Annotated in this window: 7 protein-coding genes; 1 reads left to right on the top strand and 6 read right to left on the bottom strand. The window is 40.0% G+C overall.

The window, feature by feature from the left end:
* Window positions 1–38: 38 nt before the first annotated feature.
* The 6 genes from BacF7301_RS10570 to BacF7301_RS10545 all read right to left on the bottom strand — a co-directional run bounded on the left by BacF7301_RS10570 (window position 39) and on the right by BacF7301_RS10545 (window position 12741).
* Window positions 39–1769 carry a RagB/SusD family nutrient uptake outer membrane protein gene (locus BacF7301_RS10570; RefSeq protein ID WP_167962587.1) on the bottom strand — a complete coding sequence of 577 codons (1731 nt, stop codon included), beginning with the start codon at window positions 1767–1769 and terminating at the stop codon, window positions 39–41.
* A gap of 21 nt (window positions 1770–1790) precedes the next feature.
* The gene (locus tag BacF7301_RS10565) at window positions 1791–4655 is read right to left on the bottom strand and encodes a SusC/RagA family TonB-linked outer membrane protein (RefSeq protein ID WP_167962585.1); all 2865 of its coding nucleotides are present in this window, start codon (window positions 4653–4655) and stop codon (window positions 1791–1793) included.
* A gap of 37 nt (window positions 4656–4692) precedes the next feature.
* Window positions 4693–6708: a RagB/SusD family nutrient uptake outer membrane protein gene (locus BacF7301_RS10560; RefSeq protein ID WP_167962583.1), complete on the bottom strand. Its 2016-nt coding sequence runs from the start codon at window positions 6706–6708 to the stop codon at window positions 4693–4695.
* Window positions 6709–6732: 24 nt separating this feature from the next.
* A complete protein-coding gene (locus tag BacF7301_RS10555) occupies window positions 6733–9951 on the bottom strand; it encodes a SusC/RagA family TonB-linked outer membrane protein (RefSeq protein WP_044655842.1) in 3219 nt (1072 codons plus the stop codon).
* Window positions 9952–10033: 82 nt separating this feature from the next.
* Window positions 10034–11659 (bottom strand): fimbrillin family protein, encoded by a 1626-nt coding sequence (locus BacF7301_RS10550; RefSeq protein WP_167962581.1) that lies wholly within the window; start codon window positions 11657–11659, stop codon window positions 10034–10036.
* Between the two features lie 68 nt (window positions 11660–11727).
* Window positions 11728–12741 (bottom strand): fimbrillin family protein, encoded by a 1014-nt coding sequence (locus BacF7301_RS10545; RefSeq protein ID WP_167962579.1) that lies wholly within the window; start codon window positions 12739–12741, stop codon window positions 11728–11730.
* A gap of 393 nt (window positions 12742–13134) precedes the next feature.
* Between BacF7301_RS10545 and BacF7301_RS10540 the strand changes: the two genes are divergently transcribed.
* Window positions 13135–14313 (top strand): tyrosine-type recombinase/integrase, encoded by a 1179-nt coding sequence (locus BacF7301_RS10540; RefSeq protein WP_167962577.1) that lies wholly within the window; start codon window positions 13135–13137, stop codon window positions 14311–14313.
* Window positions 14314–14395 lie beyond the last annotated feature (82 nt).

Genomic DNA, 14395 nt, shown 5'->3' with positions numbered 1-14395 from the left:
TAGTATTAAATAATCATTTTTCAATTCCGAGGTTAGTTCTACCACCCCGGATTCTGCGTCAAATTAGGATTCTTGGCTTTTTCACTTTGCGGAATAGGAAAGAAATACATTTTATCATCCCATTGCCTATCCACAGTGACACGCCTATATGAATATGAATCCCCACTCTTATATATTTTCATTTCATCAATGCTGCTGAAATGCTTGTCTCCTTCCTTCCAACGACGTACATCCCAAAAACGGTGTCCCTCGAATGCTAACTCTACCATGCGCTCATTCTGGTATTTCTCCCACCATAGCTGATTATTCAGGCCTGCGGGAAATTTAGGCATATTCACCTTCGTGCGCTGGCGAGTTTTATTCACCATCTCATTGGCAGGAATAGGAAATTCGTTATTGGTAGCGTAAGCAGTACCTAAATATTTGAATAATGCTTCTGCATAATTCAGGTAGAACTCTCCTAAGCGATATATAATCCATGTATGATTATCTGTAGTAGGCTTCGCTGTCGTCGTATTAATACTTGTCTGACAATACTTTTTCAGATAATAGCCGGTAGGCGTTCCCCCACTCAGTGGTTCAGCATTTGCACCTCCCTGATAGGTTTCTAACGCAGTTTCGTTCCAATTCGGCCATTTTGTATCACCATTCTTAGCAATCGTTTTTTCAAATCTAGGATCACGCCCCTCGTAATAAGGTTTATTTTTATCATAATCCGCCTTTTTATCTGGTCTTTCACCACCGTCCTTCAACTCATAGGCATCCACCAATGTCTGTGTAGGGCAGTTTCCACCTCGACAGTTTTCCAATCCGACAGGAAAATTATATTTTTCAAAAGAGTTGGTAGCACGTATGGCACGACAACCGAAAATGAGTTCATCGATGGCACTACTGTAACTCTTTGCATCCCATAAATTCTCGTAGTCATCTATCAATCTCATACCTGCTTCTTCGCAAGTCTCGATCAAGTCTTTATTAGCCTTGGCTGCACGATACCACAGTTCCTTGTACTCTTGGCTACCTTCCTGATGAGAATTGAACAACGGACTGGCGGCATACAAAGCCGTACGCGCTTTTAATGCCAATACTGTACGCTTGTTGGCTCGCCCTGTTTCCGCTGATTCGCCGGCAGGAACCAAAGCCCCCAAATTATTATAATCCGGTATAATCAGATCTTTTATCTCGTCACATTCCTTAATAATCCAGTCGAATACCTCTTGAGCTGGTTTACGTGTAAGCGTATTCACCTCAGAAGTTGACAAGACATGATCGGTAAAAGGTACATCTCCGTATTGTCTTACCAGATTAAAGTAGAAATATGCCCGCAGAAAACGGACTTCATATTGATAATTATTATAGCGATACATCTCAGCTTCATAATCGGAGATTTGTTCATACTCCGAGAACGTCAGTCCTGTAAATTCCTCTAGATAATTGTTACAATTGGCAATTGCTTTATAACTGGAAGTCCACATACTGCTCTGCGCATTCACCGGACTCCATGCTCCATTGTAAAAAGTCTCAATGGCATTACCTGTATAGGAATATTGCGATTCATCGGTAGCAGAACCCAAAATAGCACCACTATAATTTCCAAAATCAGAGTCAAGTGATTGGTAAATGTTAGATACCAACCCGCCTACATCATAAAAAGTACGCTTTACATAACCTGCGTCATAAGGATTATACTCTGAATAGTCCATCTGATCCGCACAAGAAGAAAAAGCGAAGATGGTCAGAACGCCATATATCAATTTATTCAGTTTCATTCTTTACCTCGTTTTTAATGATTAAAATCCTATCTTAACACCTACTACCACACTCTTGGTCAATGGATTTGTCGCACCGTAAGATTCCGGATCCGCCACGTCGATATGATCAAAACAAAGCAAATCCACTCCTCGTACATACAATTTAGCACTACCTAATATTTTTGTCCGTTTCATCAGATGTTGGGGAAATTTATAATAAACCTCCACATTGCGTAATTTCAAGAACGAACGGTCGGCAAGCCAGATTGTGTTAGTCTGATAATTATTGGCATTACTCTGCGAGCTCAGACGCGGATATTTTGCATTCAAGTTTTCGGGAGTCCAACGGTTCTCATAATAGTGTGTGGAAAGTGATGTATTGTTAATCAACGGCCAAAACATACTCTTGGTATTCAAGACGGCAGAATAGTTTCCTGTCCCCTGAAACATGGCATCCAATCCGATTCCTTTCCATTCGGCTCCCAAATGGAAAGAATAATAGATTTCCGGGGCAGCCGTACTATATCCAATAGCCGTCACGTCGTTTGCATCGATCACCTTATCTCCGTTCACATCCTTATATTTGATATCACCAGGAACTACCGTACTGAAGTTCTGTGCCAGACTGCTCTCAATCTCTGCCTCATCTTTGAAAAAACCTTCTGCAACCAAGCCGTACACCTGATTCAACCGATGTCCCGTCCGTTTCAAGTTATCATATAAACGTGGTTCTTCGCGTTGCTCCTTGATTTCGTTTCGGTTAAAAGCAAAGTTTCCTCCAGCATTAACAACCCAATCACCCCACCGTTTCGTATAGTCCAAACCGAACTCAGTACCCCAACTATCCACAATACCTGCGTTTTCATAAGGAGAATCCATACCAAGTACTGTTGAATATTGACCGCTAGAATCCACCCAAATATCTTTCCGACGTTGATAATATCCTTCTATCGTCAAATTCAATCCTTTGAACATCGTTGCATCCAACCCTACATTATATTTATAAGCTTTCTCGTGTGTCGAGTTTAATGTAGCCAATCGATTCATGTAAGTGGTTCCGAAATTGGATCCATAACCGACATCAAACAGATAGCGTGTACCCGTTGTCGTATAAATTTGTTCCCAATAGTTATATACCGAATTATCACCGTCTTTAGGCAGGTAATCAGCATTAATCACACCAAACGAAGCCCGTAATTTCAAAAGATCAACCCAAGAAAACGCTTTCATAAAGTTCTCTTCCGAAAGTACCCAAGCCGCAGAGATGGTAGGTGAGAAAGCCCATTTATGTCCCGGAGCTAATAAATTGGAAGCCGATCCGACCAATGCCAAATCTACATAATAACGCTTATTGAAACCATAGTGAGTATACCACGATACATTTTGGCGGTAGATACTGGTATTTACTCCATAAGTGTCACGAAACTCATACTCCCATTTCAACTGTGAATAAATATCATGTTTTCCGAATGAACGATTATAATCAAAACCTCCGGAGAAATTGAACTGACGTGCCCAATCATTCGTATCGGCACCGGTCGCCATTTCACTGGGTTTACCGCCCGTAACAACTGTATACAACGGGCCACCGGCGCTTGAATCCTGCCAGCTAGGCGTATATCCCCTATAAGCATATGTCTTACTGTGATCTTCCCAAATGGAAGAGTAGTTGTCGTATGCCAAACGGAAATTTACACCTAATCCTTTCATTAATCCGGACAAGTCCTGTGATAAGGTCAAGTCCGCCAACAAACTACGCGTATGTCCCTTGCTATAGGCTGCTCCTTGCGATTGCGCCACCGGGTTCAGCGTACCCGCCCAAGTGGAGCTTCCTCCCCACGAACCGTCATCCGATAGTATAGGAAAGGCGGCGGAAGGAATCGAATAAACCATATCCCACAAATCCGTACTGGAAGTTCCCGGACGACTTGATTCGGACAGTGAACCGAGAAGATTTAATTTCAGTTTAGTGGTACTCGTCAAGTCAATATCCAAATTTGTACGCAAATTAGCACTAGAATACTTGTCTTGTGTAGAATAACCGTCATTCATATTAGCATTGGCAACGAATCCCTTATCTGTTATCAACCCTAACATTGCATAATAACGAAATTTACTACCTCCTCCTGTAAACTCTATATTATATTTATTAGAGACTCCCATGTCACGGAAAGTTTCGTCAATCCAATCCACATTCGGATAAAAATAAGGTAATTGCGCATTGATACGATCACCCAACCCCTTCACTCTCCCATAACGGAAAGCATGAATTTCAAGAGGGGTATAACGCACATCTAATCCTTCGTAACCTCGTGCCTCGTTCACAGCTTCGGCATAGGTAGCGGCATTCACAAAATCAGGGCGACGCGACTGGAAGTTGATTACATGATCATAAGTAAACTTTATTTCCCTTGAATTGTATTTTCCCCGTTTGGTAGTTACCAGAACAGCTCCATTAATACCTTTATAGCCATATAACGCAACTGCTGCGGCATCCTTCAGTATAGATACCGATTCTACTTCTTCCGGTGACACAAGGCTCATGTCACGTTCCAACCCGTCTACCAAAACTAATGGAGAACTACTAGACAGACTTTGCAGGCCACGTACATAAAAAGTAGGCTCCGTACTAGAAAAATTACCCGCATTCTGCAAGGCGGTCAATCCCAGTCCCTGTCCGAAAAGAGAGTTAGAAATATTCTTTGAAGCCCTCTTATCAAATTCTTCATTATAAACGGTAGAGACTGCCGCAGTCGATTCGTGGCGGCTGAACACCCGGTTAGCCCCTACATCCACAGTGACGGAATCTCCAGACACTCTTCCTTTATTATCTATATTCTGCGCTCCTATCGGCATGCCCAAAGATGCCAACAGAATCAGTACCAGCATTTTATTATTTTTCATATCACTGTTCTAAAATCAATTTTACTCATGTTTCTCATCACCAGCCGGGATTTTGAATCAAACCGTATCCTTTGTTGATTTCATTTTGAGGAAACGGAGATAAATACCATTTCGAATCGAATCCTTGTGTCCACCAAACACGTGCTCTGTTATGCAATTCGAATCTTTCATATTCAAATCTCGTAGGCTGAATGGCATTTTTACCGAATTCATCAGTTCCGTCTCTCCAAGGTTTCTCTATACGCTTACCCGCATCATCCAAGCGATAAATCAATAAACCATGCAGTTTCTTTTCAAAACGGTCTGCACGTTTGTAACGAATCAAGTCGAAATAACGGCTGTCTTCCATGCCTAATTCACAAGCACGTTCACGAAGTATTTCCTCTAACAAAGCATCCTTATCAGTTGTCAGATTCTTATTCGGGATACATTCCTCCAATTTACCCAAGCCTACACGGGCGCGGACTTCATTTACCCAATAAAGAGCATCTGTGAAATTATTTTCGGCTTGCAGCAGAGCTTCTGCATACGTCAGAAAGAGATCGGACAAACGAAGATATGCCCAATGGATAGGTTGGCGTTCATAATCACTGTCACTCAAATAATATTTCATGTTATCATATCCAGTAGCAAAACGCATATTTTCCAATACAGGAGCTGTCTTTGCGTCCGTACCTCCCACCCATAATTCCCATGGATAGTCACTCATTTTAGGAGAAGACCATCCTAAATTTCGAGGTATATTGTTCACGATAACAGATTCATATAGTCGCGGATCACGGGTTAATATAAGATTGGAAAGAGTATTTTCTCCATTAGCAAATTCGCCGGTCAGAAACATATCGTTTAGCTTGCCTTCTGCTTCCGTCTCATTCCAGTCAAACGGGGTTCCGTCTGCCCAAGGAAACATCTCAACATACTCTTGGGTCGGAGTATAAGAGTTACGTCCATTGTTACACCAAGTACGCCATATATAAGTAGTCGACCCGCCCGGACGTTCATAGCCCGCTACACGTACGGAGTGTAATACTTCAGGACTATCCAAAAGGATGTACCCCATCCGGTAAGCATAGCGATACTCAGTGGGAGTAGGATTGCTGCCTGCTGCTTCCCGTAACTTATAAAAACCGTTTGCCTCTATGGCATTGAAAAACTGCCTGCAATATTCAAGACATTTATTCCACAATTCGGGACGTTTACTTCCATACCACACCAAATGTTGCTGTTCCGCTTCACTACGTCCACCAGCATATCCTTGAGTGTCGTTAAACAAAGGAGAAGCGGCAAACTGCCATAGTTTACATCTCAATGCCATAGCCCCTGCTAATGTCCAATGACCGCTATCGGAATTAAAATCAGCTCCTTCATATGCCCATTTCAAACCACCGGATTCGATAGCTTCCTCCAGCATTTTATCCATATAGTTCACGGTTTCTTCCACCGTAGCACGTGGTAATTGATAGTTGGTCTCCGTTCCCATGAACGAAGCATAAATAAGCGGTAATCCTCCATAATGACGGAACATATCAAAATAGCGAGCGGCAATAAGGCATTTCGCCTCTGCTTTCATCTTTACTTTTTCATCCTCTCCCATACCAGGCACTCTGTCTACATTTTCCAACAGCAGCCAGCACCACCGCACAGTCTGCCAGACACCTTCACGAGTATATCCGAAGATATCACCACGAATACCGTAATTAGCGGTATGCGTACCACTATAATAACTGTTATAAACCGTAGTTCCCGAATAGTGAAGTTGCCAACAGTCAGTCAATGCATCGAACTTTCCTGTATAGGGATTGGAAGAATCCGGAAAGTCATCAACAGATGAATTTACATAAGGCAAACCATAATATTGGCGGCTATAACAGGTATTCAAAAACTGCCGGGTATAAGTGACGCTGTTGAATATAGTATCTTGAGTAGCAGAGCCACCCGGCGCTTTTTCGAGAAAGCTGTTACCGAACTTAATCTCGTCTACACAAGAAGTAGTTCCTATACCAAGCACTCCTGCCATCATTACTCCGACAAACCATTTATATTTTTGTTTCATAATAATCAAATTTTAAATCTGTTTTTAGAATCCCAGTTTCAATCCTAATGTATATGTCTTTGTCAACGGGTACGAAGGTGCATTACTAGCTCTTGCTTCCGGGTCGCCCCATAAATAAGGTGTGAGAGTCCACAAATTATAGCCACTGAACGATAGCTGACAAGTACTCATTCCCAATTTCTTCATCAAAGGGAATTGGAAATTATAAGCAATTGTCAGAGTCTTTAGACGCAAATATTTGGAATCCTGTTCATAAAGAGTTGATTCTGCATAGTTATTATCAGCGTTCTTCCATGTAGCACGTGGATATTTCGCATCTTGCGACGGATTTTCTTTTGTCCATGTATTTGCCAGATGATAGGCAAGCAAACCACCTGCAACATTACCTGAACTAGATAAAAATGGCCGACGGAACACATCCGAAATCATTCGGCTCACATTCCACGCACCAGTCCATTGCGTATTTACTTCCAAATTCTTCCAAGAGAATCCGAGATTCATACCTACCATGTATTCCGGATCATCCGTAAATCCATAATCATAACCCATATCATTTGCGTCAATCTTCCGGTCGCCATTTAAATCGACATAAACAGCATCTCCATTTTGTAATACAACCGAATGAGTCGGAAACGGACGATGGAATGTCTGTTCATACAGTACCGGTGTTTGTTCATCGTAATAGCGCCAGAAAGCATATTGCTTGCGTGAGCCGATACGATGTCCTTTCTCGTACAAATAGTCGTAATCCTGAGGAGCTTCCTTACGCTCGATGATTTCATTCTGATTATAAGAAAGGTTTATACCCGCCCAATAGCGAAAGTTTTTCCCGACCTTATCGTTCCATTTCAACGAAAGTTCCCATCCCCAGTTATTTACTTCCCCTAAATTAGAGAAAGGTTGAGTAAAACCTAACATACCGGGAGCTGTTCCGTCTTGCAGAAGGATATCCCAACGGTGTTCTTTGTAATATTCTACTGTAGCAGATAAACGGTCGTTAAAAAAGTTGATATCAATACCATAGTTCTGCTTGAATGCTTTTTCCCATGTCACATTCGCATTATTAATCGCCCACTCATGTGCTCCTAAACTAACAGTGGAAGTTTGTCCTCCTTGCCCGAACAAGTATCCATAAGAGCCCTGTATCTGAGCAAGATTACCGCTTCCATAACCGGAATTACTAACATAACCGTTCAGATTAACATGATAAGGATTGGCAGTATACATAAAACGGGAGCCACCGATTTTATCATTACCTACCAAACCGAAGCTGGCACGTAGTTTCAGGAAGCTTATTACCGGTTTGATAGATTCCCAAAACTTTTCTTCACTCGCCACCCACCCTACGGATGCTGCCGGAAAGAGGGCAAACCGATTATCCGAAGCAAAGTTCTCCGAACCGTTATAACCCATATTAGCTTCTACCATATAACGGTTTTTCCAGTCGTAAGTTACACGTCCAACCAAACCGACATATCCTCGCGGAACATCCGAATATTCTTTTGGGTAATATTCTTTGGACTGATTATAAAGCACCAATGCCCCTATGTTGTGATTACCAAACGAGCGATTATAGTTCAGTGCAGCTTCCATATACCAGTTACGCGACTGTCCCCGAGAAACTCCATAGCTCACATCAGTGTATTTACTACCGTCTACCGGACGTAATCCTACACTCCCATCACTCTGTAATACCGGTGTATAAGTCATTTCCGTACCACCGGACAAATTCTTATTAATGGTAAATGAGCTATTGTACGAACCTTTTAACTTAAATGAAAGTCCTTTAGTGATAAAATCCAGTTTCTGATTCAAAATGAGGTCGGCATTCAATGAATTGTTGACACTATGGGCAGCTCCGCCTCCATAATAAGTGAATGGATCTGCATCACCGACAAAAGGCAAGCTCAACCCGTCAGACTGTGAGTCAGTAGTAGTATATACCAACTTATTATTTACAAAACCGGCACTTCTAAACGGAGTTGAATAATAGATATTCTTAACCATTCCGGATGATCCTTGGCTGGTACGTGGCTTTTCGGATGAATTAACGTTTCCTGCCACATTGAATGAGATTGTAGTGGTTTTCGTCACGTCTATATCCAAGTTACTTCGGTAATTAAAACGGCGATATTGATAGCTGATACCATAAGGCAGACTAAACTCATTGAAAAGTCCGCCTTGTGTATAAGCACCTGCCGAGATAAAATAACGCACCTTATCCGTACCTCCAGAAATATTCAGATTGTGCTGACTCTGCAGAGTAGCATCCCCCATAATATAATCAATCCAATTGACACTCGGAAAACGAAGGGGATCAGAACCATCCCGGAATTTTTGAATAACTCCATCTGAGAATGTCTTGGCTGGTATTTCCCCCACTGGTGTATCATTAGCTATCATTTGATTATAAAACATAGCATATTCATAAGAGTTAGCAGTTTCCACCATTTTAGTAGGCATTTGTATAGAAGCAGAAGTGCTGAAAGAGATATGTGCCTTTCCTTCCCTACCGCGCTTGGTAGTAATCAGAATAACTCCATTGGCTCCGCGTACACCAAACACAGCAGTGGCGGAAGCGTCTTTCAAAATGGATATAGACTCTATTTCATTGGGATCTATATCATTCATGCTACGTTCTACACCATCCACCTGAATCAATGGAGACGCATCTCCCCATGTCGCTTTACCACGGATAAAAACCTCTGCGGCATCTGCACCCGGTTCACCGGATGTTTGAATGGTAGTCAGACCTGCCATCTGCCCTCCTAATACATTAGAGACAGAACCGATGGAAGTACGTGTCAGGGCTTCGGTCTTAACACTTGCCACAGCACCCGTCATGGTTACTTTCTTCTGCACACCATATGCCACGATTTCCACTTCTTGCAAAGTGGTAGCATCTTCCGATAAAACCACTCGCATATTATTTTTGGCAACTAACACTTGCTCAGTATATCCGATAAAAGTAACTTTCAGCTTCGTCCCTGCTTTCGCATTGATTTTAAACATACCGTCGATATCGGTAATAGTACCGACAGAAGTACCTACAACAAGAACATTAGCTCCAATCACCGGTTCGCCTTTATCGTCCACCACCGTTCCCTTGATAATGCCTTGTTGCTGAACTATATCAACAGCAGCTATAGCCTGTCCTTGATTGCCGAAAGTCGGTATTAGGGCGAAAGAGAAAAACAGGGCAATAGGTAAAGTTGTTCCTTTTATTAAGTTTTTCTTATTCATATATTTCTATTTTCATGATAGAGAAGTTATGAGGCGGCGAAGTACGCCGCCCTTATTTACTTTGAAAAAACATTGTATGGGTTTAAAATGCAAGCATCAAACGGAAATAACCGGCAGCAGTACTTCCATACGAGTTTACTTTATTATAACTTCCACCATTCATAGCGTGTACCCATTGTGTATATCCATTTCGCAAAGTACTACTCCAATAAAAACCAAAATTTGCACTTGCTTCGACTGATTCCAATTGTGTAGCGGCCTCTACTTTCCCTAAGCTACTGTTCACTGCACTCAGATTTTTAGCAACCTGTTCCAAACAAGCAATAGATGGAAGATACCATGGAGTAGTATTCGCAGGAACAGATACATTGTCACGATAAGAGGTAATTTGCTTGTAGGCATCATCACACATGGTTGGCTGTCCTTTCCCTTCATAGCACATCGTCAACAACATTGTATTGTTATACCCCATAAAAGCAGGATATTGCTCCACCCATTTATCTTTAGTCGCACTATTATTACCCGTATTACAGTCAACGAACTTACCCATCCATTCTTCATCTTTGCTAAACCAATCACAATATGCTTCACCAACAGTTCTCCAACTACTAAATTTATTCGTATTATCTAATGTATTATTTAACGCTAATACCAACCCATGTCTACAATTCGAATAATCGCGTCTAAGAGCATCATTGTTTTCTGTATTACCACTTTGCATATGCGTTATAGATGGCTGAGGATTGCCGATATAGCATACAATACCAATTACATTATTAGGAATATCTTTATCCTCTACCTCTTTGCTTACAATAGAGCCATCCGCGCAATAATAATCTCCAATCGATAATGTATATTCTTTTTTATTAGTATCGCTAACTGTATATACTTTAGCAGTTCCTGCATTTAACGTAGCAGTGGCAGTATATGTCATTTCCCTTACCCCTGTATAAGTACCTTCAATTTTCATTTCTTCACCAGGTTTTACCAGAAAACGATATGTACTTGTAGCCTCTTGATAATAAGGCACCACTTCTTCATTATTCAGTTTGAAAGAAGCATTTGTAATCGGTAACTCATAATCATCGATAGTTACATCCGAATTAATAAAGTTATAAACAAGATTAGGCAGTTCTAGCACAGCTAAAGCCATACAATGCTGCATCTTAAAGTTGATTTCCCCTTTAAAACGATTATCTACCACAGCACTACTTGAACTTGTCATCAAATCGTATTTCGTATATTCCTCACCGCTTTGATCATTGCCAAGTGTCCACTCACTAATATACTCTGCAAAAGGATCATCCTGTGTAGCATTAAATTTCACGCTCACATTGTATGGATAATATGCATAAAACTTTATTTGCTTGAATTCAGCTCCATTATATTTGATCTGTTCGCCATCTATTTTCCAATTACCATCTGCTGTCATCACACATCTCCGGTTATTGATATTCTCTACTATTCCGTTATCATCCACCCCAAAAATACCGATTTCGTCTCCTTTGGTAAATTCAGTAGCATATCCTTTCTCTATAGCACGTGTACCCGGAGTCATATCAAAATATCCACTATCGGACACAGTAATTTGTAAGTCATTAGAAAAATTGCCTCCGTTCGTTACATTTACATCTTCCTCTTGTGAACAAGAAGAGAAACTTGCAATAGCTGCAATCAAAAGTGCTGATATATAACTATATATTTTCATATTCGTATTTTTTTATTTATTGAATGATTAATGTGTCGTATATATTAATAGGTATAGAAAATTAATTATCATTTTTCGGTAGCAGTAATCTCTTCTTCTTCTACAGTCCAATTAGGATTCTCCGTCGTAGCTCCTGTATCTGGAGAAGTCGAATCTGCTTTTATCTCCTCTTCTTCTGTAGTCCAGTCATTGATCTGTGTTCCCTCTTTCGTGATAGTAAATACATAATCCTTTTGGTCTACTGACATGCTGGCCTTAATAGTATAGTTATAGGAAACTCCCGTATCTAACTTAGTCAAGTTAGGGAATTGCACTTCATATAACCGCCCTCCCATTCTGGCCTGAATACTCACTTTGCTGCTCACAGTCTGTGGCAACAAGATAGCTTCCATCGTATGATTATTTACTTCACCTACATTTCCCCAATAGATATCCTCAGTCATCGCACTTTCGCTGACAGTCGTCGCTCCTGTGCTTGTATTGAATGTACCCTCCTGCTTCAATCCGATAAGATAACAGTCTATATCAGAAAGTGAAACTCCGTCGCCTGCTTCAAATTTTATCTTGATGCGGCTCATCTTATGGTTAAACACTAACTGTACATTTGGTTGAGTAGCACTTGCCGTAGCCGTAGCATAAAGAAAATCCAGATATTTTCTTTTTTCTGCCGTTGCTTGATTTTCAGTGTCAGTCAATACACTTACAATTCCCTCGGTCACTCCAGACGTACCCATAAACGGACAATAGGCTATCACATCATATTCTTGTGTTCCTAAAACCCAAATTTCTTCTCCTACACCTCCTTTGGCGGCAAACATATTATTTGCATCACCTATGTATTTGTAGTGGATATTCTGTTGATTACCTCCACAGGAAATTCCTATTGAATCTCCAATTTCCCATTCTGTATCAGTAGCTCGGGTTGGTGTCAAAGGAGTTCCGGTCTGACTGTTTATCACTGCATTGAAAGAGACCTTCACACCCGCCTCTCCTGCAAACTTGATGTCAGATTCTTTAACATCAGTGCTGCATCCCGCCAACAGCGACAGAACCAAAGCAGCCATTACATAGTTTTTCTTCATACCATGTCTTTTAAAGTTAAACAAATATTTCTTATTAATTAAATTCTCTATAAGTACTAAAGGGTAACTACCGAACTCATCCTTTCCGACAGCCATAAACGAAGGGTAGTGTTTTCCATTATTTCTCATACCTCAATATATTGAGTTAAACAAAAGTTAGATTCTCTATTTTGTTAAGTGCCTTTTCACATTATAGCTGTGAAAAAGTGTTGCAAACATAACGACTAAATTAAAATATAGCAATGCAGAATCGTACATATGCATGGAAAATACCGTCTTTTGCACGATATTCCATGCTACAAGCCGATTTTTTAATCTGCGGCTAATAGTTATGAGCTTTTATATTTCTATTTTATTGTATGGGAAATAGTAATTTATAAACCTAAAAATGATATGGCAAATTTTTCAATTGTAATTGTTCCAACTAAAAAACTATCAAATGGTAGACATCGAATAAGGATAGCAGTAGCACATCATTCGCAAACTAGATATATATCTACTCAGTTTACTTTGGATTCTGCCAGTCAGATAAAAAATGGTAGAGTTGTCAGGCACGAGAATGCTACTAATATGAATGCTTGTTTACGAAAACTGATAAACGAATACGAAGAAATAGTTACATCAATCAGTTATTTACCTGCAATCTCATGCACTGAGCTGATACGTATTATTAACTACGAACAGAAGAAAAAAGGAATAACTTTTCAATCTGTCGCAAAAGAATACATGAATTTCATGAAAGGAGAAGAACGGGAAAAATCTTATAAACTTTATATGATAGCTTCCGATAGGTTTATTAAATATATGAAAGGAGATTTTCCTTTAATTCAGTTAACCCCTCTGCATATACAAGAATTTGCAAAAGTTCTTCGCGAAGAGAATTTGTCAGATACAACTATCAGAATATATCTAACTTTGATAAAGGTGATATTGAATTATGCAAGAAAGATGAATTATGTAACCTATTCTATTCATCCTTTTATTCTATTTAAAATGCCGGCAAGTAATATACGGGAGCTTGATTTGTCAATAGATGAATTAAAGAGAATACGGGATGTTCATCTTTTAAAGCCTTCTTTGTCTATAGCAAGGGATATTTTTATGCTTACTTATTATCTAGGTGGTATTAACCTGAGAGACTTATTGACATACAATTTTAAGGATAAAGATTATATGCGCTATATACGTCATAAAACACGTAATAGTAAAAAAGGAGAGAATGAAATCGTATTTACTCTGCAACCTGAAGCAAAAGTAATTATAGATAAATATCTGACAAAAGAAGGCTATCTGAAATTCGGGAAGTATTCATCTTATAAACAGATATACAGTTTGATTTTCCGCCATATCGGCAAAGTCTCAATACTCTCGGGAGTAAAGAAAAAGGTCACCTATTATTCCGCTCGAAAAACCTTTGCACAACACGGATATAATCTAGGAATCCAAATTGAAAAAATTGAGTATTGCATAGGGCACAGTATGAAAAATAATCGACCAATATTCAACTATATTAAAATCATGCAGGAACATGCTGATAAAGTATTCAGGGAGATATTAAACCAATTATTGTAAAAGGTTATTTTTTTTGTCTCATCTTGAGGCATTTCTTTTATTGCTATATTCTTTTCTACTGTTGAAACGACTTCAATGGTTA

This window comes from Bacteroides faecium (assembly GCF_012113595.1).
GTDB classification, from domain to species: Bacteria; Bacteroidota; Bacteroidia; order Bacteroidales; family Bacteroidaceae; genus Bacteroides; species Bacteroides faecium.
The sequence above is the reverse complement of the archived record's forward strand: the minus strand, read 5'-3'. Positions and strand labels throughout refer to the sequence as shown.